Origin of the sequence: Staphylococcus sp. HMSC070D05 (assembly GCF_001815595.1) — a bacterium.
GTDB classification, from domain to species: domain Bacteria; phylum Bacillota; class Bacilli; order Staphylococcales; family Staphylococcaceae; genus Staphylococcus; species Staphylococcus hominis.
The window spans coordinates 1-23,097 of record NZ_KV821110.1 but is presented as its reverse complement, the minus strand read 5'-3'; the positions used below and the strand labels follow the sequence as shown (position 1 = coordinate 23,097).

The window sequence follows — 23,097 nt, the reverse complement described above, 5'->3', positions numbered from 1 at the left end:
AGTAAATGAATGTCTAATCACTCATTTACTGGCTATTTTTCTGAAAGTTATATCTCAACCTCTTTTATTTATTCTACTGTAATTGTAGTACTTTCGTCTTCTTCAGTGACATTTTTAGGTAACATGACCACTAAAACACCATCTTCATAACTTGCTTTGATTTGATCTTTATTAATATCTTCGAATTCAAAGCGTCTTACCAATTCTCCGCTTGAGCGTTCACTTAATTGAACATTGCCATTTTGCTCAGATCCTTGTTTAATGACTTTAATCGTTAAAGTAGCGTGTTCATATTTAAGATGAATGTCTTGTTTCTTTACGCCAGGTAATTCGGCTTCTAGAACATATTGATTTTTTTGACTATAAACATTTGTTGGGAAGCTTTTAGTTGAAAATTGATTAAATACTTGTTCGCCTAGATCACGAAATAAATCTCTTGGATTATTTTTAAAAATAGTTTGATCAAAAAATTCTCTATTATTCATATATAAAATCTCCTTTTCAGAGTGATATGTCATAAAATATATTGAAATTTTACAATATCATTATATAAATAGAGATACTACACGTAAAGTAAAAGCAATTTGAAAGTTTGAAGAATTAAAAAGTGAAAGATGTGGAATAAAGAAACATGACAAAAGACGTCGATATTATGTATTAGTTAGAAAATAAAAGAAAGAAGGAACAATAATTACTTAGCTTTTGTCATGTGTATTAACTATTCAGCTTTAGAGCCAAAGTTCTCTGAAATAATATGTCTTAAGCTACTAGCAAGGCCATCCGCTTCATCGTCAGAAATATCAAAATCATTAAACACTTGATTAGAAATTTGCTCTAACACTGGTTTAATGTCTCTACCATTTTGAGTTAATGAAATCTGTAAATTACGTTCATCTTCTTTTTCTCGCATGCGTTGTACGTAACCTTTTTTCTCTAATTTTTTTAGGAGAGGCGTTAAAGTTCCAGAATCTAAGAACACACGTTGACCAAGGGACTTAATGTTTATTTTTTCGTCGTTTTCAATAGCCATAAGAACCATAAAACTTGTGTATGTTAAATCATACTCTTTTAGATAGTGAGTATATTTTTTAATTATTTCTTTTGAAGTAACATAAAGTAAAAAACATAATTGTTTACTTAAATAATTGTCCTTTACATACATATTTTTCCCTCCTCAACTTATTTAAAGATAGTATGAACCATAGCTATTGTCAAGACTATTGTCAGAGTATTATATAAGTTTTTTAATAAATTTAAAAATAAATTTAACTAAGTCTACATATAAATTTAGAATGTTGATTTATTTCAAATTCTAAATTAAATTATTAGTATATTTTGTTACAAAACATAGGTATCACTTTAAAAAAGTTACTATTTCATTCATAATTATTTAAATGATAAAAGAAGCTATCTTATATTGAGTAAGACGATGAAGGAGTGCTCTGATGAGTAAAAAGCAAAAGATTATTAGAATTATTATTATATTAGCTATTTCTCTTGTATTAGCTATTGCGTTCTTCTTTGGAACGAAAGCGTATCAAGCGCATAAAAATGTACAACTTGTAGATAATTATATAGAACAAAAACATTTGAAAGATAAAATTAAATCAGAAAAAACATTATATAGTGCTAAAAAAGGCATCTATTATAAACAAGTAGTGTTTAAAGACGAATCTAATTTAACTTATATCATTCAGCCAATTGGTACACGTAAAGGTATTTTAGTTGAAGGCTTTGATACGGAAACCAAGAAAAGTATTAAAGGTGCAAAACATAACTATTTCAACCAAAATTATAAGCCATGATATATAATCAATATGTAGAACTAGTGATATTAATGGTGATTACTACTCAAAAAACAATGTCTATAGAAAAAATAGATATTGTTTTTTTAAATGAAATTTTTTATTAAATGGTAAAGGTAAACGAGTTAGTTAAAACAGATTTTAGAGTAATGTCATTCATTTATAAACAGTTCTTACATTGAGAAAGTTAAAGATAGTGATTGAATTCCAAAATCTATATTCTAAAAATAGTCTTATTTTTCTGTTTTTAATTAATTATTTTTGACAAATTGAATATGTACATTATTTAATAGTTTGTAGTTTGTTATATCCGAATTTTGAATAATTTGATATAATTAAGCGATGTCAGAAGAAGGGGGTTTCAACGTGACTCTGTTCAAGAGAAAAGTTAGCCTACCTATGCAAGTATTAATTGCATTAGTGCTAGGTGTAGTAATTGGTTTATTATTATTTGGACAAACAGGTGTTGCAAATTATATTAAACCTTTCGGTGACGTTTTCTTAAATTTAATTAAAATGATTATCATTCCAATTGTATTCTGTTCACTTGCTTTATCTATTTCGAATTTAGGGGATTCGAAGAAAATAGGAAGTTATGGATGGAAATCAATTCTTTATTTCGAAATTATTACAACCATCGCCATCGGTTTAGGTTTAATTATTGGTAATGTTTTTAAACCAGGAATTGGATTAGATCCTGATAAGTTACCTAAAGGCGATATTACTAAATATCAATCAACTGCGTCTGCCGCAGAACAATCTACATACGGTAACCACTTTATTGATACAATTGTAAATATTATACCAACTAATATTTTTGAAGCTTTAACTAAGGGTGAGTTATTGCCAATTATTTTCTTCGCAGTATTCTTTGGTTTGGGATTAGCTGCAATTGGAGAAAAGGCTGAACCAGTTAAAGGTTTCTTAAATGGTACTTTAGAGGCCGTGTTTTGGATGATTAATAAAATCTTAAAATTAGCGCCCATTGGTGTATTTGCATTTATTTGTACAACTGTTATGACATTTGGTGCTTCTGCTTTAATTCCATTAGCTAAACTTGTTTTAGTAGTTGTATTTGCGATGATTTTCTTCATTATTGTTGTTTTGGGTATTGTAGCGAGAATTTGTGGAATTAGTATTTTCTCAATCATTAAAATACTTAAAGATGAATTATTACTTGCATTCTCTACTTCAAGTTCTGAAGCAGTATTACCAGTAATGATGAATAAAATGGAGAAATTTGGTTCACCAAAAGAAGTGACTTCTTTTGTTATACCAATTGGATATTCTTTTAATTTAGACGGATCAGCGCTATATCAATCCATTGCTGCTTTATTTGTTGCTCAAATGTATGGCATTCATTTATCATTATCTGAACAAATCATTTTAATGGTGACATTAATGGTTGCATCTAAAGGTATGGCAGGTGTGCCAGGCGTATCTATCGTAGTGTTATTAACAACATTAGGGGCAATGGGCTTACCTGCTCAAGGTCTTGCGTTAATTATCGGTGTAGATCGTTTGTTAGACATGGTTCGTACATGTGTGAATGTTATTGGTAATGCATTATCTACTGTAGTTATCTCTAAATGGGAACATGTCTATGATAAAGAAAAAGGTAAGAAATATCTAGAATCAATTTAAAAAAGGAAATCTGACATTTTTAGCGTCGCTTTTATAAGCGATGCTTTTTTATTCAAAAAGAAAAAACGAGATAACTGATTTCAAATGAATGTTATCTCGTTCTTTATATTTCTTAATATATCCAAAGCTACATGCCTTTCATATCATGCATTTCATGAATTTTCATCATGAGACCATGTGGTACATCATCATGATTTACTTTTGATACTCTAGAAAATGAAGCAGAATCTTTTTCTTTTACTAAAAAGACAAAATCACCTTTTTTTACTTTTACATTAGTGTTAGATGGTAATTTAACATTTTTCTCAACTTTTCCAGTTTGCTCATTTACCATTTTCTCGATAGTGTGACTATCTTTCATATAACCATAGTATGTTTCTTTTTGTTGACCACTTAACATTACAATAACTAAGATAATGCTAACGATTAACATCATTGCAATTAAAGCAATTCCTAAGCCTAAACCTTTTTTGTTTTTCATGAAGATTCTCCTTAAACAAGTTAATTTATTTATACAAAAATAGAATTAAATTGCAATAAAAATTTTACAAAAATTCGATTGTACTTCAACTAATATAAATGAATCATTATAAATAAGCAAATAAGAGTAGATAGAATTCATGATACATTCTATCTACTCTTATTAAAAATAAAATTAAAGATCAATTGTGATGGGTGTGTCAATATCATCATCATTCATTAAAGTAATCGTTTCTGGATTTACTTTTAACACACATAAATTAGGGTCTTCTTTGGAATCGAAGAATGTTTTATCTTGTGTTTCCCATAACCAATCAATGACTTCTTGATCCTCTACAATGTCAATATTTGCTTCTATTTCAACAAAACTATTATTTGTTGTTTCATTATATCCTAATAAAATGTACGCTTTTGGATTACTTTGAATTTCTTTTACTTTAGGGCTTTTGTTGCTTGTTTTTGTGTATAAATTGAGACCATCGTTATAGAACACCATATATCTGCTATTAGGTTTATTATTATATGCGGTCGATAATACGCCAATTTTAGAAGTGTTTAAAACTTTCTCAATCGTTTGAGTCGCTTTTTGTTTATCCAAACTAATCATCTCCTTATTTTATTATTATCCCTTAAAAATTAAATTTAAACTTTAATGTACTAATTTAAACAGATTTAATATAAATATACTTCACTTCATCATGGTGCAATGTAATGTTAAAGGGTTGATTGTTTTTTTCTTGTATAAATAGTTCTGTTTTAGGTTGATTGCATCTATCTAATTGATGAATAATACTTTTTTCAATATATACGGGTGAATTATCTTGAGACATCAATTGATGGATTGTCCCATGTTCTTTATTTAATGTATTTGCGATGATTAAGCTGTTTTCATTTAATTTATTTAGTATTTGATAATGTTGTTTACTGTCAGATAAGTAGCGATCATTAATTTTATTAAATAAGATAAAGTGATAATTTCCATCCTTTTGACTCATTAAATAATTATTTGAAATATGGATAGGTACATCGATAAATGCTGCAATAAATTGATAAAGATGCATAATTGGAAGTAAACTCCCATGTCGATTAAATAATGCAATAAACATCGGATCATCTTCAAAAAGGTGATAACAAATACCACCTCCATATTTTAATAGTGCCGTTAAATGACAAACTAAATCTGCTAGTTGAAGTGGATGTCTACCGTCATTTGTATACTTAAAGCAACGTAATGATAAGCTACTATAGACAAATTGAGTCGAAGGTATATTAGAATTCTTTATAAAATGAACGTAGTTTTCGAAGTGAGTATTTGCATGAGTAAATCCACGTTGGTATTCAATTAATGTATTTTTCGTATCAATATTTTCAATGTCAACAAAATAATAATCAAAATTAAGGCGCTTCATTGTATCATAGACCTCTTGTAACTTTTCGTACTGATGTAATAATCCTTCCACTAAAACACCATATTTAATCGAACGATTTTTGTTTCTAAGTTTTAAATATGATAGATGGATATCTTGAATAGTCATTGACTTGGTATCAAATACTAGCATAAATCGTACACTTTTTTTATTCCATTTATAATCTTGATTATTTTCTAGAAATGTCATAATTAAAGCGTAAAAAGTAGCGAACTCAGATTTATTTTTGATAATGACAGCTAAACTGATATGTTTTTCAAATGATTTTTCGAAGCAGCGATTGAGTAAGTTTCCGTTAATTGAATGTTGATTCATATCACTCATATCATTAATCAAAATGACTGGTTTAGGTAAATAAGATAAATCGATATCATAATGATCATTAAAAACAAACTGGAATAATCCATTAATATTTTTAAAATGAATAAATGCCTTTGAAGACTGAGTATGTTGAAGGGCTTCTAATTGCTCAAGATCAATGATAGTCGTTTCGGTAGATAATTGTTCAGTTGTTTCAAATTGAGAGATTAATTCAAAATGCTTATGTTCAATGTCACTCTTCAATCGTATCGCAGATATGGAATCCGAATGATTCAGTTGAGAACGAAATTGTTTTGGACTTAAATTAAGATAATTTTTAAATTGATTAGTAAAATTGGTATGACTACTAAAACCAGATTGTTCAGAAATACTTGTAATAGAGTCATTCGTACAAATGAGTAACTTAATAGCATGGTTAATTTTCAAACTTGTATAATAATCTTTAAAATTAATATTCAATATACGTACAAATAAATTTGAACAATATGACTCAGAAATAAGTGCATGTGCTGCAATATCTTGTAGAGAAATATTGGAAGTAATGTGATCATGAATGAATGTAAGCATATTAGTTAAGATATGTTGTTCAACAGGAATCTTTGGAATATATATATGAGGATGTCTAATAACTGCTTCTTTATAAAATGTTTGTATAATTTTTGGAATGACTTTATCATCGTGATGAGACGTATTGTACATATGTTCTATATTATTTAAAATGATTGATTTGACAAAATGACTTGATTGCAAGAGATGTGCATCAAAGTGACAATTAAAAAAAGTAGCATCTTCAAGATAAAAGTAAGCCATTGGTATTTTGAGCTCAATCAGATTTCTTCCTTTATTAATTTGATATAAATCACCTTGATTAATGATTGCAATATGATTTGATAATTGATGATATTTTCCATTGATTGTCATTTCTAATTCATTAGTTAAAGAAAAAAATATAAGAACATGATTGATGTTTCTTCTAGGCATAGAAGTAATATTTTCATGTAAAAAAAGAGTACTGCTCATAAATAAGTCTCCTCATCTTGTATAGTATTGTGTGCGGGGATTTAGGTCTGTTTGAATAATAAAAGTTATTATATATGAAAATGAAAGAGATATTAATAGTTAAAAATAAAAAAATTTCAGTTATTTTTAAATGAAAGCGCTAATATTTTTGTAGATACACAATATTATTATTTTTTTAAGAATGTCGCATGAGACTATTGAAAATTTTTAGTAGGTCAATGAAACGAATTTAAATGCATAATAAATACAGATTTTAAGTGAAGAGATATAAGCTATTAAATAATGATTCACTTGAAATTAAAAATGACTAATTCTGTACACACATCACGATACAACATCATTTGAATATATAGCATCAAGAATAGATTTACTTATATATTTGATGTAAGCCCCATATATTTAAAATCACCTTTTAAATGTATATCAAGAAACCACATCTTAGAGCATTAGCGACAGATATACAATAGTTTAATGAAATTAACGGTTACGGTGATTTAAATAGAAAAAACGAACATCATTTCGTAGAATAAACAACTTAGAATAGAAGATGCATACAAATATAAAAGGTATTAACAGTAGCTAACTATTATATTTAGAATCATTATAACTCCCCAAAATTTCTATTTAATGTGTAACAGTTTGACATCATAACATCTAAATATACTTTTACTTAATTAAACATCACGAAATATATTCAAAGTTAAGAATGTCAGAATTAGTATTAAAAAAATCCTGGGATAATAAATTGTCCCAGGATTTTTTTAATGTATTAGCAAGTAGTTATTAAAGCGAAATATATGATATCAAGTTTTTAACTCTAGTAGAGGCGCTCTAGTACAAAGATGTTTATAAAGAAACTAATATTCAACACAAAATGGGGTTGAGTTGTGGAAGTGAGACATTGAATTTTATTTTACGTCCATCTTTTTATTAAATTAAAATATAAGTTAAAATGAATTATATAAAAAATTAAAAATATATTGTTTTGTTTTTTGAAATCGATTACAATTATATGATGAATGTTAAAGTGGGTTTCATATATAGGAGGTTAGTAGAATGAGTTATAAGAAATCGGCTGAAGATATATTAGAAGCGATAGGTGGAGAAGATAACTTAGATGCTATGGCCCATTGTGCCACAAGATTAAGACTTGTATTAAAAGATGAAAGTATTATAGATGAAAAAAAGTTATCTGAAATGGATGTAGTTAAAGGAACTTTTTCTACAGGAGGACAATATCAAATTATTATCGGCTCAGGAACAGTCAATAAAGTATTTGCAGAGTTAGAAAAAATAACGGGAAAAGAGCCCTCAACAACTGCTGATGTAAAAGACAAATCATCGAAGCATATGGATCCTTTACAGCGTTTTGTTAAGATGCTGTCAGATATATTCGTTCCAATTATACCAGCCATCGTTGCGGGTGGATTATTAATGGGTATTAATAATCTACTTACAGCGCCAGATTTATTCTATCATCATAAATCATTTATAGATGTTCATAGTCAATTCGCTGGATTAGCAGATATGATTAATGTTTTTGCTAATGCACCGTTCACACTATTACCTATTTTAATTGGCTTTAGTGCAGCGAAACGATTCGGCGGCAATCCATTTTTAGGTGCAGCGTTAGGAATGATTTTAGTGCATCCTTCATTAATGAGTGCATATGATTTTCCTAAAGCAGTTGAAGCGGGTAAGGCTATTCCACATTGGGATTTATTTGGATTACATATTAATCAAGTTGGATATCAGGGACAAGTGTTACCTATGCTTGTGGCAGCCTATATCTTAGCAACTATTGAAAAAGGATTACGTAAAATCATTCCTACTGTATTGGATAATTTGTTAACGCCTTTACTTGCAATATTGAGTACAGCATTTTTAACTTTCTTATTTGTAGGACCTATCACTAGACAGCTTGGTTATTGGTTATCAGATGGTTTAACGTGGTTATATGAATTTGGAGGTGCCATTGGTGGGTTTATCTTTGGATTATTTTATGCTCCAATTGTGATTACTGGTATGCACCATAGTTTTATTGCAGTAGAAACGACTTTAATTGCAGATCAAGCAAAAACAGGTGGATCATTTATTTTTCCAATTGCTACAATGTCAAATGTAGCACAAGGTGGGGCAGCGCTTGCCGCTTTCTTGATTATTAAAAACAATAAGAAACTTAAAGGTGTAGCTTCAGCAGCTGGTATCTCAGCACTTTTAGGTATTACTGAACCCGCTTTATTTGGAGTTAACTTAAAATTAAGATATCCGTTTATTGGTGCAATAACAGGTTCAGCTATAGGCTCAGCCTACATTTCATTTTTCAAAGTTAAAGCCATTGCTTTAGGTACTGCAGGATTACCTGGATTTATTTCAATTAATCCAGCTCATGCTGGTTGGCTACATTATTTCATAGGTATGTTTATTGCGTTTATAATTGCGGTGATTGTCACTTTAGTTTTATCACGAAGAAAATCTTACAAAGCGGCAGCAGAATAAAAAAGTAACCCTTGCGATACATTGCAAGGGTTACTTTTTTATTAAAGTTTTTGCTTACGCCATAAGAAAATACTTACAATAGTGACTAATATCAAAGAGATTCCTACGATAACAAGCCACGAAACGTAACTCTTATCATCAATAGGTAATGGAACGTTCATACCAAAGAAACTAAAGACAAGTGTAGGTAGTGTAAGTAATACCGTAAAAAGCGTTAATGTCTTCATAATATTGTTCATTTCATTTGAAAGTAATGAAGAATACGATGACGTGATACTTTCTAAAATACCTGTGTATAATTCAGTTGTTTCAATCGCTTGATTATTTTCAATGACTAAGTCTTCTAATAAATCCTCATCTTCTTCAAAACGTTTAATTGCAGGCAAACGGAATAATTTTTTAATAATTGTATCATTCCCTTTTAAAGCTGCTAAAAAGTAAACCAAACTTTTTTCTACTTCCATTAAACGATAAAGTTGTTTATTTGTAATACTATTTTTCAAATCTCTTTCAATACGGATTCTTGATTTATTTAAAAGACGTAAATTTCTATTATAGTGATTTGAAATCGTAAGTAAAATATCTAAAGCAAAGCGACTATGAAATTTTAAATTGACGTTATCTTGTCTTGAATAATTTTCAAGAAATTCATTTTCAGCATCACAAATTGTAAAAATCACACCATTTCCAATTACAATACCTAGAGGAATGGTAACAAATGAGAGAACATGGCGATTCGTAGAACTTACAATAGGCAAGTCGACAATAATAAGAGAATAGCCAGTATCTTCGTCATATTCAATACGTGCACTTTCATCTGCATCAAGAGGGTCGCGAATAAAATCTTCTGGCAGATTGTATTGTTCAATTAAATGCTCAATTTCCTCTCTATCAGGTTCGACAACATTTATCCATGATGCAGATTGGTTTATATTTGTTTCAACTATCTCGTTAGTAGTTGAGTGTTTATATGCAGTCAACATAATCGATAGTTCCTTTCTAAGTCTTTATTTAGCTGTGTCAATATTTAAAGTTTTATATTGATGCTGAATCATGATTCTTAAAGGTCCATTATAAATAATTTTAAAAATATGATTGGTTAAATCTTCAACTGAAAGACGTTGTGGATCATTTACCCAAAATTTAATAGTAGATATTGTTGCGCCAGCAACATAACTATGAAAATATTTTTCTGGTATACCTTCAATCTCGTGATTTGTACTAATATATTTTTGCATATTTTCTCCGATTAAGGAATAAATTTTTTCTTCAAGTTTTGATTTCATATTTAATTGTAAAATCGTTTGATAAAAAGTAATATTATCTGAAATATGTTGAAGCATATTTTTTAAAATAATATTAATAAAATTTTTAGCAGTATCTTCCGGATCTTTTTCCATAATATTATGAAGATGATTTAAGAATGTCATTTGAGAAATAAATTCATCTTCCATATCTGATAATAATAAATATTTATCTTCATAATGTAAATAAAATGTACCTCTATTAATATCTGCACGATCTGCAATATCTTGAATCGTAATTTTTTCTAATTTTTTTTCATTTAATAATTCGATAAATGAAGACTTAATTGCTGACCTCGTCTTACGAACTCTACGATCTTCTTTCATTCTGCATCAATCCTTTATAATTAATTAACAATGCTAGTCATAATGTTCATTAATTAACGATATGATCATTATTGATTATTGTATTGAAGTGATAACCTCATTATAATTTACAACGTATTAAATATTCAACACATTGTTCAATAAATACAGGGAAGTAAGTAGAAATGAATATTTTTAAAAGTAAATTACTATGGTTAGAACCAATTGCAACTATTTTAGTATTAGTGATATTCTTTTTAGCATTTTATCCTGCATTCAACCCAAAACCAAAACAAATACCGATTGCAGTGGTAAATAATGACAAAGGTATAGATATCCAAGGTAATAAAGTAAATATTGGTAAAACAATTGAAGATAAATTAATGGATAGTGATTCTGATACTGTTAAATGGATTAAAGTAGATAAAGAATCAGATATTAAAAAAGGGCTTAATGATAATAATTATTACGGAGCAGCTATTTTTAATAAAGATTTTTCAAAAAATGCAATGAATAAAACGCAGTTGTTTATTTGAAAAAAGGTGTATTATATTATTTAGATATCTAACTAAATGAGATATGCAAAAATGGAATATAATTATTAATATTGGATTAGTGTGTTAGCAAATAAAATGAAATACTATTCTGATACTATTTGTATTAAATGCGTTGTTTGGTTTAATAGGGGCTGTATGGTCATTATTAATCGCTAAAACAATTTGTTCACTATTAGCAATGTTTATTGCATATGTTTTAAGGAATGAGTTAACCTTGGACACACAAGCGTTAGTAGAAGAATAAAATAATTTGATATTAAAGCGAGCTATAAGAGATGAGGCTTCTTATTTAGCTCGCTTTAAATTTATATAAACGATGACATATGATAATAATTATTGTTAAATAAGTTATATTACTTTATTATTGTTAAATGAGTATTTTTTATAGGAGGACGTCAATGGTCATTTTAAAGCGAAGTTCTAAGGTAGCTATAGCGTTATTGATGATGTTCCTATTTTTATTCGTGCCGAGTATGACAAAAATAGCTTCTGCTCACGCTACTTTAGAAAAAACAATCCCAGCACAAAACGGTATCGTATCAAAACAACCAGATACAATCAAATTAACATTTAATGAACCCGTAAACGCCGAATATTCAGGGATAACGATATATAATGATAAAGGAAAGAAAATTGCTGATATTAAACCAAGTACATCAGGACATTCAGATACTTTATCTTTCTCAGGCGATCAATTAAAAGAAGGTACACAACAAATTAAATGGCACACTGTATCTGCTGATGGTCATGAAATTAGTGATCAATTTGAATTTTCAGTTGGTAAAAAAACAGCAAATGGTGTAGATACTACTCCTGTTGCATATGAAACGCCTGCATTTTGGTTTGGTGTGTTTAGATATATCGCTGAAGGCGCAACAATTATTTTAGTTGGTTTGTATTGGTTAAACGGTATTGCACGTAGAAATAATTTATCAACATTTGATATTTTCCCTAGACATATCGCTGTATCATTAATCATGATGATGGCATATATTATGTCACTTGTACTCTATCTGATGACTCTATCATCTGATATTTTGGATTCAGTTTTAACATTTAATCCAAGTGTCTTAATTCAATTTCCATATATACTGAGCGCAATTGCTTTAATTATTCTAAGTGGATTGTTTGTATTAAGAAATATGGAACGAACATGGTATTGGGCTATTTCGATTATTATGATTTTAGCTTTAAGTATGTCAGGACATGCTTGGTCTCAAAGTGTTCCTGTTTGGTCAATTATACTTAGAACATTACACTTAGCTGGTATCAGTTCATGGCTAGGCGCATTAATTTATTTGTTTTCTTCAGTATTCACTAAAAAACGAGATGCAGTTGATTTATTACGCGAAATCTTATTTAAAGTGAATGGAGCTGCTGTTGCAGTTATCATAATTACTGGTATATTAATGTCGATAGATGAAACTAAAATTTTATCAATATGGTCTAATATGCAAACATGGACAATATTATTAATAATTAAAATCGTAGGAACATTAATTATGATGGCTTTAGGCTTTATGCAAACAACGCGCGCCTTAAACAAACGTTATAGAATTAATAAAGTCTCTTTAATTATCGAAGTATCTATTGGTATTATTTTAATACTTGTTGGTGTTATTATGAGTCAAATTAATATTCCATAAAAGGAGATTGTAAAATATGTTTAAAAAATTAGTTGCTTCAGGTTTAGTGTTCTTCTTTTCATTAGGCTTATTTAAATATGCTGATGCACATGTGACGATAAATCCAAAAGTAGTTGAACCTGGATCTTATGAAAAAGTGGATGTTCGAGTGCCTGTTGAACAGAAAGATCATACTGAAAAAGTCGAATTAGATATTCCAAAAGAAGTACAAGTGTCAAATATTCAACCCGTTGAAGGATATAAATATAGTTTAGATAAAGATAAAAAAGGTAATATTACAAAAATCACATGGAAAGCGAAAGGTAAAGGCATTGGCCCTAATGAATTTATCGAATTTCCACTTCTTGTAGCAAGTCCTAAAGAGGAAGGTACATATTCATTTAAAGCTGTGCAGACATACGATAATAAAGATAAAGTAAAATGGTCAGGCAAAGCGAATAGTGAACATCCTGCACCAACATTGGAAGTGGAAAAAAATGCAAATGCTGTAACTGTTAAAGGAGACAACACTAAAAAAGATGAAAAAAGTCAATCATCTTCAGGTGGTTCTATCGCATTATGGATTATTTCACTTGTTGCCATTATTTTATCTTTAGTTGCATTATTTAAACATGCAAGAAATAAATAAGACATATAATAAAGTGACTTCTAGTGCTTGCTAGTGGTCATTTTTTATAACCTGACTTGATTACAAAATTTTGTCACTTTAAAGATGAAAATAATCGATTATAATAATTGAAGTAAGGGAGGATTTTTATGCGCAGATTATTATACGCTTTTTTATTCTATATGATTATTGGACTTGTAAGTGGATTTTACTACAGAGAGTTAACGAAAGCACATGATTTTACGGGCGATACGCAACTAGCGCTTGTTCACACACATACGTTAATATTAGGTATGTTTATGTTTTTAATTTTACTTCCGCTTGAAAAAGTATTTAAGTTAAGTAGTTATTATTTATTTAATTGGTTCTTCATTGTATACAATATTGGTGTCATTATTACTGTAGGAATGATGCTAACAAAAGGCACTTACCAAGTCACTGGAAAAAGTTTTTCACCAGAAGCATTTGCTGGATTTGCAGGTATCGGTCATACAGGAATGCTTGCTGGATTATTATTACTTTTCTTTTTATTAAGACAAGCCATTTTAAAAGAATCGAGAGATTAAAATAATAATTTGAGACACAATAGATTCAAACCTATTGTGTCTTTTTTTATAATTAAGAATAAAGAGACTAAAAGAGGAGGACGTCTTAATGATTCATTATTCAAATTATCCACCAAATGTTAAAGATTATTGTGAATTAAGAGCAAAAGCAGGTATGAGTCCTAAATCAGAAGCAGCAGCACAAAAAGGACTACCTCATGCATGCTTTAATATTACTATTTATGAAGAATCAACATTGATTGGGATGGGTAGAGTGATTGGGGATGGAGGAACTGCATTTCAGATTATAGATATTGCTGTCCATCCATATTATCAAGGACAAGGTTTTGGGAAAGAAATCTTAAAACAAGTGATGGCATTTATTGAAAATCATGCAGAAAAAGGGACATATGTCAGTCTGATTGCAGATTATCCAGCTGATCAATTATATAAGAAGTTTGGATTTCAATCTACCGAACCAAAATCTGGTGGAATGTTTAAAAAATATTAAAAAAAGAGATGAGATTAAATTAAATTTCTTTTAAGTTCGTTATTTTATGTCTAGATTACCCTTTACGTAAATATTCCAAATAAAAATCTCTAGGTGATGGCTTCTAGATTAAAAAAGATAAGTAAATTTTTAATTTCTAATAAGCTAAATAAATTCTGAAATAATTATTTGAAGTGCGTCTAGTATATAAGTTAAATAAATTATTTAATAAAATATTCATAAAATAATATACACATATAAAATGAATGATGATAATATATAAATGAACAAATACACCTATTGTTCAGTACAATATAGTAAATGAATGTGAAACATTGAGTCGTAATATAGTTTTTAAATAAAAATGTTTCATCATTTGCACCTATACAGCTAAGAATAAACATCAAGAATAGGAGTGAATAATCACTGTGAATTATCGAGAAAAATTACAGAAGTTTAGTATCCGCAAATATACAGTCGGTGCTTTTTCAACTGTTATTGCGACATTAATTTTCTTAGGTTCACCTCAAGCACACGCCAGTGAACAATTACAAAAAGATGGGCAAGTGATTCAAGCAAAAGCTAGAGGCCAAGAACAAACTTCAAATGAGACAAGTAATAAGCAAGTTCAATCTAACACAGAACCTAAAGCTTCACCTGCATCTGAGAGTCAAAAAGCAAACAATGAAACTTTAAATAAAGTTCAGACGGCAGATACATTAACAAATGGTTTAACATCATTTTCATCTCAAAATGAAAACAAAGATACATCTCACACAACAACAGATTTAAAAGAAAACAATGAAGTTCAACCTCAAAAAAATAAATTAGATGATAATAGTCTAGTTGAAGTGAATGAAGGGCATAGTCCTCGTGACAACCGTACTCGTTACGAAGATAGAGAAGCATCAGATGATACCCTAGTATCTTCGACTTCAACAACAATTGATGGTGATAAACTTCAAGCAGCGTATGACCATTCTTACGAGGAATATCGAAAAATTGATAGAGAACAAGCTGACACTACAAAAGTTGCTCAAATTAAAGCGACGTTCAATAAAGTGAATAATTTCTTTAGTGAAAATAATAATTCAAATCAAACATTAATTAATGAATTGTATAAGGAACTAGAGCAAGCTAATGCATTAATTGAATCACTGCCACAACGACAAGTAAGAACTATTAGTACAAGAGCAAATAGAGAAGCACGTTCCGTAAGATCAAGTAGACGTCCTGTACGTGGACAAGGTGGGACGAGACCCCCTAGCAATACTGCTAATACTTATACACCGCCAGTAGTTCATAACTCTAGACCAAAACCTGGCTCAAAAGTAAAAAAGAATTCAGATTTGTATAATAATGCTAAAAAAGAATGGTATGTAGAAAATGAAAATGATGGTTCCGGTTATTGGTCAGGAACGTTTTTACATGCAACGAATAAAAGTGCACCATATTACGCTACACGTTCTCATTATCGAAATATGAGTCCATCTAGTGTTGGAGGTATTGCAGAAATTTCATCAATTAGACAAAATGATGGATATTTATGGACGATTAGTTTCAATAAGTATCATATTAAACGTAATGGCATGGTATTTTGGTTTGGTTTACCTAAAGGTCAAACGCCAACGGGGCCAGTACGTTTTACTGCCACAGATGTAAATGGTCATGAAACATCATCATCTGGTACTGGAGACGGTAGAGATCAAGCATTATCAAGAATGTGGGATTCTGCTGGTGGTATTACTTCTAGTGCATATAATTTCAGACAAGGAAATCCTTTGAATAGAAGTGAGTTCTATAACGATTCAGTTAATCATATTTATAATTTAGGGGATTTTGCACGTGGTAATGAAAATCAACCATTTACATTCTTTGAAAGAGAAGGTGTTCCAAATAAAATTAAAGTAGCTGGAGACGATATTTATCGTTATTTAACTGGGCAAGTAGATCATAATCAAGGTATTGATCATATCTATGCATTTCAAGCTAGAGGAACAGATAGTTATACCATTCAATTTAAAACGTCTGGTAGCTCACAAGATAGATTATATTATGCAGCAGGTGGTAGAGGGATTGAATTTAATGAAATCAATAATTATAACCAATTATATTTAGAGCCACTAGAACAGTATAATGATCGTAAAACTAAAATTGTAGATGTTATCGATCGCGTACTGCATATTGACCATGTTGAATCAGCTTATGATGTGCCAGAGCGCAGAATAATGAAAAAACATTACTTAGATGGCGATTTCGCTACACACGAATATGCTGAAGATGTTTCAAGTTATCTAAGTAACCCTAGTGATCATGTAATGGGTTTATTTCCTAGAGTACCTACTGATCGTTATAGAGGTAATTTTGGTGTAAATCCGCTTAACTCTTATGAAATTCATGAAATGTTTTCTGAAGAAAAATTAAAAGAGGCTGCGAGAACGGGAAGACCAATTGAAATTTTTGTTGGGTTTAATGTAAGTGATGCATATCATAATGGTGAAACAATCAAAAAAGTAAATTTATTTGTCAAACCAAAGTTAGAACAATCCATTGGATTCTATTCAGATAATGCAACCGATAATAAAGAAAATTCACCTGAATCACAAGCTGCACATCATGCTGTCTTTTTACAACAAGAAGGTCAAATGCTTAATACAGTGACTAATGGTAATAATAAAGATTATCATCAAAATATTCGAATTCAATTTAAAAGTAACGAGTCTGCAAATGTATGGGAAATCTCTGGATATCCACCATCTCTACAAATTGAAGATGCAGTAGATAGACCCAATACAGAACTTGAGAAAAATAAAGTATTAGTTGGTCAATTACCGCCAGGACGCCATGTGATGACAGCGAGAATCGGTAATGAAACTAAAATCTTTGAAGTCATTGCCAAACCCAATCCACCAGTTATTTCAACACTTGCAGCGCAATTAGGACAAAAAGGAGGTAAGAAACCAACTATTACAGTGACACATGTGCCACAAGATGAGAGAGCAAAAGTACGTTTAGTTTCAGGTGGTATAGACGGCGCAGGTCCTGGCACAGCACCTTCAGGCTATACAGTACTCGCGGAAAAGATGGCAAACTTAGATGGTACGGTGACATTTGAAGAAAGTGATTATACTAATCCTTTACCTAATAATGGGGTTATTAGAGCAATTACATACTATGAAGATTCAGTACAATCCAACTTTAGTAATTCGATTAATGTAGGATTAGATACTACACCGCCAACATTTAGTAACGTAAGAGGTCTTCAAGATAAATACTATCGTGGAGATAACGTTAATATTTCAATTCCTGTTTCTGATAATGCATATGGTTCAGGCGTGGAAGATGCATCTATCACTGGAAATAGTGGTTTACAAGCAGTATTCAATAGAGATGCTTCTGGAGACGCAGGTACTTTAGTGATTACAGGAACAATTTCGAATGATGTGACGTGGAATAGAGATATACTTGTTCAACCCGTTGCTCATGATAGAGCAGGCAATACTACCAATGTAAGCCCATATCATCTTCATATTGGAAAGTTATCAGATGATAAACCAGTTCAGTTATTTAGTCAGCAAGAATTGAAAACAGTGGTTAATCCTAATAGTATTTCGCAAAGTGAAAGAAATGATATCATTAACTCGCTTAAAGCTAAAAATAGTAGTTTGACATCATTTTTAAGTACATTTAATCCGTACATGGTTGATAATGATGGTAGAGTAGTCTTGACATTTAAAGATGGTTCGACTCGTATAATTGATCCGGCTCAAGTGATTACATATAGACCTCAACGTAAATCAATATATACTGAACCAGGTAGTTCAAATACAAAAGAAGCATTTATCACGATTGCTAAAGGTCAAGAGTATACAATTGGACCTGATTTAAGGAAATATTTCTCATTAAGTAATGGACAAGATATTCCTAATAATGCGTTTACAACTATTAATGGTAGTTCAATACCATCAGCTCAAGCAATGAGTCGTCTAAATGCTGGTGTTTATACTTATAACGTCGATGCATTAAATGCATACAACCATAGTTCAGAACATTTAACAATTAAAGTTAACGTAGTTGATGTCAATACATTAGCAGAAAATCAACGTGTTTATCGTTCAACAACTAAAAATTTAAGTAATGATGAAATTACACAAGTTAGAAATGCCTTTAAAGCTGCTAATCCGCAATTAAATCTAAATGATAGTGATATCAGAATTGAAAACGATGAACCTTTAAGTAATCATCCAAGTCGTGTAAGAGTAACGATTACTAAAGGTGAATTAACAAAACAATTCATTTCAACATTTGATCATATGGATTTCTTAAAATGGATAAATTTACGTAATGATTATACTGTGACTTGGACAAGTCAAAAACTTAATGGACGAGACACAGATGGTGGATTTGAGTGGTCTCCAGATGGTAAAACAGTAATTTATCGATATGATGCAACGACTGGAAGAAGAATAACAGGCAATGACGTATTATCACTTTTAAGAGCAACGCCTAAACATGCAGGGTTAAGAAACCATATAGAAGGTCAAGAAAAAATGTTAGCAGAATCAGGCTCAGCTCGTGGATTTAAACCTGTAGGATATTCTAAAGGGGATAGTATATATTCGGATGGAGAACATCCATTTACATATGATGGTCAACCTATTCAAGTATTAGACATCGTTGACAGCAATACTGGATATAGCAACTCTGCCGTTGCACGCAGTGACTACAGACATACAAGTAGCAATTCGACAGTGATCAGTGGTGATATTCCAGCCATGAATGGTGCTGCTGGTTTTCATTTAGATAAAATACTTAAACAAAATGGTACTGATAATGGAATTATGGGTGCGATAGATAAACAACAATTGTATTTAACGCCTTATGGTACAAAAAGCTATATTGAACGCCTTGGACAATCAATGTCATCAACAGACAATGTGATTAATATCGTATTTGTACCAACTGATAAAGTAACGCCAAATATTGTATTAGATGATTATAATGATCATGTTGTATTTTCAGGAGAAACTTTCAGAAATACACTTACATTAACTGATAACTTTGGTATTAAAAATGTTACTGTACCTAATGACAGTCAAATACCTATGAATGTATTAAACCATTCAACATTAAGTGGTGTTGCCCCTAATGTATCTACTCCAACGTCTAAACAAGTAAAGGTTAAAGTAACAGATGGTAGTGATAACGAAACAACGGCTGTATTTAATGTATTAATCAAACCATTAAAAGATAAATATAGTGTCATGACAATTGCTGATGAGTCACATCCAATACGTATAGCAAATATTAGTAACAATGCAAATTTATCTGAGGCAGATAGACAAGCTATTTTTAACAGTTTAGATATTTCAAAATCAATTACAAATAGAAATTACGTTACAGATGGCAGTAATGAAATAAGAAGTAGAGAAATTAGTAATATTCATCGTTCAGGTAATAATGCAAATGTTGAAGTGACTATCACTTATGCAGATAATTCAAGAACATCCATTACTGTACCAGTAAAACATGTCATTCCTAATGTCAGAGGAATAGAATTATTTACAGTACAAGGTCAGTCATTCCCAAGTGGTAAAGGAACAAATAATAATGACTTCTTTGTTATAAATAATGATCAACCATTGACAGATGCTACTGTGACTTGGATTGGTAATGGACCAGATATTAACTCTACAACAGTAGGTGTCCCACAAATTTTAAGAGCGAACATCTTATTTGATGGTGAAACAACACCCATTGAAAAAGAAGCACACTATAGAGTAGTTAAAGCGAAACCAAAAAGAGTATATCAAACAACAATAAGTGGTAATTTCTTATCTTCAAATGAAGGTTTGTCATCTAATGTAGGAGCGTTTGTAGAAGGTATTGCAAATTATTTACCATCGGGTACGAACTTCGATTGGGCACCTGGTTCTGGACAACCTTTATCAAATAGTCCAGGTATTTTTACAGAAACAATTAACGTGATATATCCTAACGGTCAAGTAGACCCAGTTAATGTATTGTTTAAAGTGAAACCAACTACGCCTTCAATCGACACTTTAAGTACAAAATATAAAGCTGATTTATCTGGACAATCTATTAAAGTAAATAATGTTCCAAATAATGCACAGGTTAAACTATATACTGAAAATGGTAGAGAAATTAGTAATACAACTATGACTAGAAATCGTGATGGTTCAGTATCTATTACAATTCCAGGAGTATTACCACTTGGTAATATTAAAGCTAAATCAATTATCACGGTTGATCATTTAACCATTACTGAACAAAATAATAGTGGTTCTGTTGTGAATTCAACACGTTCAGAATCAATAGAATCAGATTTAAGTGCATCTTCGCCTGTAACAAAACAGCTTGAAGCGGTAGACGGCGGATTAAAATTTGTTAAAGGGGATAACATTGATTTAAATAATCCTAGACCTTACATTAAATCTAATTCAGATATCATACGAGTAGAATGGGAACAGAATGCTAATCAATGGAAAAATATAATTGGTACTACGACTAAACGTGCCATTGTCACATTGAATAATGGAGAAACGAGAACAGTTTCTATTCCAGTAACCATTTATGCACCAGCCACTGCTAAAGCAACACAACGTGATGTGGCCGGTCACGCGTTAACTTATGGCGATGACGCAGCAAATTATGTGACATTTGAAGATAATTATATGAATGGGGCTACAGTGACTTGGAAAAATAATAATGCTCCAAATAATAATATTGCTGGGGTTCAAAACTTAACTGCTGAAGTAAGGTATAACGGTATTAATAACGTATATCAAGTGCCAGTAAAAGTGTATGAATATAAATATAAATTTAAAAAATCAGAGTATAGTACGATCGTAGGAACAAGTTTTGAAGGAAATGGAAATATTAATAATTATGTAGCATTAGAAAATGCGAATGGTTTACCTACAGATGGTTTCCATCTTGTTTGGAATCAAAATACAACAGCTTCTCATAACGAACAATGGTCAATTTTAGTACATCCAACTCAAGCCTTTAAAAAAGAAGCGAGATTTGAAGTGTTAGATAACCAAAACCATGTATTCTTTACTTCTGATACAGCAATATTTAAAGTGACTAATGCAGCTCCAAATCCAGCAACTGTTACACAAAATGATGTTGGCGATGTAGTCATTTCACCAGGAGTAGGTAAAAATTTAGGAGCTAATGTTGGAAATATAATTGTAAATCCAGATAGAATTACTGTTAAAAAAGGAAGTCAAGTTATTGGCACATTTGTCAAAAATAACACAGGCAAATGGACAAAAGCGAGTGATTCTATAAACACGCCTGGTTTATCAGTTTCTCCAGATGGCAGTGAAATTATTTATGACAAAATGTCAGTTCCAAATGATACATTGATTAACACCGAATCAACGACAGGGAATGGAGAATTGACAAGTGAAGCTGCTACAAGTGCAACTTATAAAGTTAAGCCAGCAACACCATCTAACACAACATTTGCATTTAAACAAAATGGTGAGTTCGAAGTTATTCCAAACAATGCTAATACATCAACAACAAAAAATCCTACAGATAAAGTTAAAATTAGCTATGTCGAAAAAATGGGTAATAGTGCAGAACAATCTAGAGAATTAATTGTAACTAAAAATAATCAAAATCGATGGTCGATTAATAATCAGCCAGATTATGTGATATTTGATTCTATAACAGGTAAAGTGACATTTAAAGCTAATTCTTTAAAACCACATGTACTGATTAATACAGAATCTATTGCTGGAAATGATGATAATTTTAGCCATAATACTGTTGGAGTTGTGGGACCTGATCATCATGATGTTGTAATTCATGAGATAGTCAAAGAACCTGGGGAAAGAGTTAGTAATGAGGAACTTAATAGTGCAATTAATGTAGATAATAAAGATCATGCTAATGTAAACGAAGGAGTAATTTTACCTACAAATTTACAGAGTGATACAACACAAACAGTACCAACACGTATTACTTATAGAGATGGAAGTATAGAAATTGTAAATGTACCAATTAGAACCCATGCAGATAAATCGAGTATTAGAAATGCTTTACCTAAACTTGACGCACAAGGAGACACTAATGGTAAAACACCATCAAGTGTGAGTGCATATAATAATGAAATGCAGCATTTGCATGATGAAATTGAAGCAGTTCGAAGAAGAGCTAATGAAGTGTTATCAAATGATAGAGCAACGAATACTGATGTTGCAAATGCGACAAATAATATTAATGATGTCTCATTGAAAATTCAACATGCAATTTCATTACTACAAAATAAAGCAGATAATAGTGCTTTAGTTGAAGCAAAACGTCAACTTGATGAAGCAACGGCAGAACAAGATCCAACGCCAGGAATGACACAAGTAACATCAGATAATTATAGAGCAAAAAAAGCAGAAGCAGAACGAATTAGTTCAGA

At 30.6% G+C, this 23,097-nt stretch carries 15 protein-coding genes and 1 pseudogene; 9 read left to right on the top strand and 7 right to left on the bottom strand.

What is annotated here, in order from left to right; genetic code table 11:
* Positions 1-68 precede the first annotated feature (68 nt).
* Complete coding sequence (locus HMPREF3046_RS04680) at positions 69-485, bottom strand: Hsp20 family protein (RefSeq protein ID WP_070716904.1); 417 nt, start codon at positions 483-485, stop codon at positions 69-71.
* A gap of 233 nt (positions 486-718) precedes the next feature.
* Positions 719-1,162 (bottom strand): MarR family winged helix-turn-helix transcriptional regulator, encoded by a 444-nt coding sequence (locus HMPREF3046_RS04675; RefSeq protein ID WP_070716902.1) that lies wholly within the window; start codon positions 1,160-1,162, stop codon positions 719-721.
* Positions 1,163-1,445: 283 nt separating this feature from the next.
* On the opposite strand from HMPREF3046_RS04675, the gene HMPREF3046_RS04670 reads away from it, so the two are divergent.
* Both HMPREF3046_RS04670 and HMPREF3046_RS04665 read left to right on the top strand, forming a co-directional pair.
* Entirely contained in the window at positions 1,446-1,805 is a 360-nt protein-coding gene (locus tag HMPREF3046_RS04670; protein ID WP_070716900.1) for a DUF3139 domain-containing protein, read from the top strand.
* Positions 1,806-2,171: 366 nt separating this feature from the next.
* On the top strand, positions 2,172-3,449 hold the full coding sequence (locus HMPREF3046_RS04665) for a cation:dicarboxylate symporter family transporter (protein ID WP_037556151.1): 1,278 nt from the start codon (positions 2,172-2,174) through the stop codon (positions 3,447-3,449).
* Positions 3,450-3,576: 127 nt separating this feature from the next.
* Here the strand turns inward: HMPREF3046_RS04665 and HMPREF3046_RS04660 are convergent, their stop codons facing one another.
* From HMPREF3046_RS04660 to rsp, 3 genes are all read right to left on the bottom strand, one after another.
* Entirely contained in the window at positions 3,577-3,930 is a 354-nt protein-coding gene (locus HMPREF3046_RS04660) for a DUF4889 domain-containing protein (RefSeq protein WP_070716894.1), read from the bottom strand.
* Between the two features lie 174 nt (positions 3,931-4,104).
* Positions 4,105-4,536: a pyridoxamine 5'-phosphate oxidase family protein gene (locus HMPREF3046_RS04655; protein ID WP_371093788.1), complete on the bottom strand. Its 432-nt coding sequence runs from the start codon at positions 4,534-4,536 to the stop codon at positions 4,105-4,107.
* Between the two features lie 55 nt (positions 4,537-4,591).
* Entirely contained in the window at positions 4,592-6,697 is a 2,106-nt protein-coding gene (gene rsp / locus HMPREF3046_RS04650) for an AraC family transcriptional regulator Rsp (protein WP_070716890.1), read from the bottom strand.
* A gap of 1,056 nt (positions 6,698-7,753) precedes the next feature.
* On the opposite strand from rsp, the gene HMPREF3046_RS04645 reads away from it, so the two are divergent.
* Positions 7,754-9,196, top strand: a complete 1,443-nt coding sequence (locus tag HMPREF3046_RS04645) for a sucrose-specific PTS transporter subunit IIBC (protein WP_070716887.1) — start codon at positions 7,754-7,756, stop codon at positions 9,194-9,196.
* A 41-nt stretch (positions 9,197-9,237) separates the two neighbouring features.
* Here the strand turns inward: HMPREF3046_RS04645 and HMPREF3046_RS04640 are convergent, their stop codons facing one another.
* Together HMPREF3046_RS04640 and HMPREF3046_RS04635 are read right to left on the bottom strand one after the other, a co-directional pair.
* Positions 9,238-10,179 (bottom strand): magnesium transporter CorA family protein, encoded by a 942-nt coding sequence (locus HMPREF3046_RS04640; RefSeq protein WP_017174948.1) that lies wholly within the window; start codon positions 10,177-10,179, stop codon positions 9,238-9,240.
* A 24-nt stretch (positions 10,180-10,203) separates the two neighbouring features.
* A complete protein-coding gene (locus tag HMPREF3046_RS04635; RefSeq protein WP_070716884.1) occupies positions 10,204-10,827 on the bottom strand; it encodes a TetR/AcrR family transcriptional regulator in 624 nt (207 codons plus the stop codon).
* A gap of 164 nt (positions 10,828-10,991) precedes the next feature.
* Between HMPREF3046_RS04635 and HMPREF3046_RS04630 the strand changes: the two are divergent.
* From HMPREF3046_RS04630 to ebh, 6 genes and pseudogenes are all read left to right on the top strand, one after another.
* Positions 10,992-11,330: pseudogene (locus tag HMPREF3046_RS04630) on the top strand (YhgE/Pip domain-containing protein); the annotation flags it as partial.
* 431 nt (positions 11,331-11,761) lie between these two features.
* Positions 11,762-13,009: a copper resistance CopC/CopD family protein gene (locus tag HMPREF3046_RS04625; protein ID WP_070716878.1), complete on the top strand. Its 1,248-nt coding sequence runs from the start codon at positions 11,762-11,764 to the stop codon at positions 13,007-13,009.
* 16 nt (positions 13,010-13,025) lie between these two features.
* On the top strand, positions 13,026-13,637 hold the full coding sequence (locus HMPREF3046_RS04620) for a YcnI family protein (protein WP_070716875.1): 612 nt from the start codon (positions 13,026-13,028) through the stop codon (positions 13,635-13,637).
* A 128-nt stretch (positions 13,638-13,765) separates the two neighbouring features.
* Complete coding sequence (locus tag HMPREF3046_RS04615; protein ID WP_070716873.1) at positions 13,766-14,182, top strand: DUF2871 domain-containing protein; 417 nt, start codon at positions 13,766-13,768, stop codon at positions 14,180-14,182.
* Positions 14,183-14,270: 88 nt separating this feature from the next.
* Positions 14,271-14,672, top strand: a complete 402-nt coding sequence (locus HMPREF3046_RS04610; RefSeq protein WP_070716870.1) for a GNAT family N-acetyltransferase — start codon at positions 14,271-14,273, stop codon at positions 14,670-14,672.
* Between the two features lie 407 nt (positions 14,673-15,079).
* Positions 15,080-23,097: hyperosmolarity resistance protein Ebh (gene ebh, locus HMPREF3046_RS04605; RefSeq protein ID WP_070716867.1), on the top strand; the 8,018-nt coding region annotated here is incomplete at its 3' end.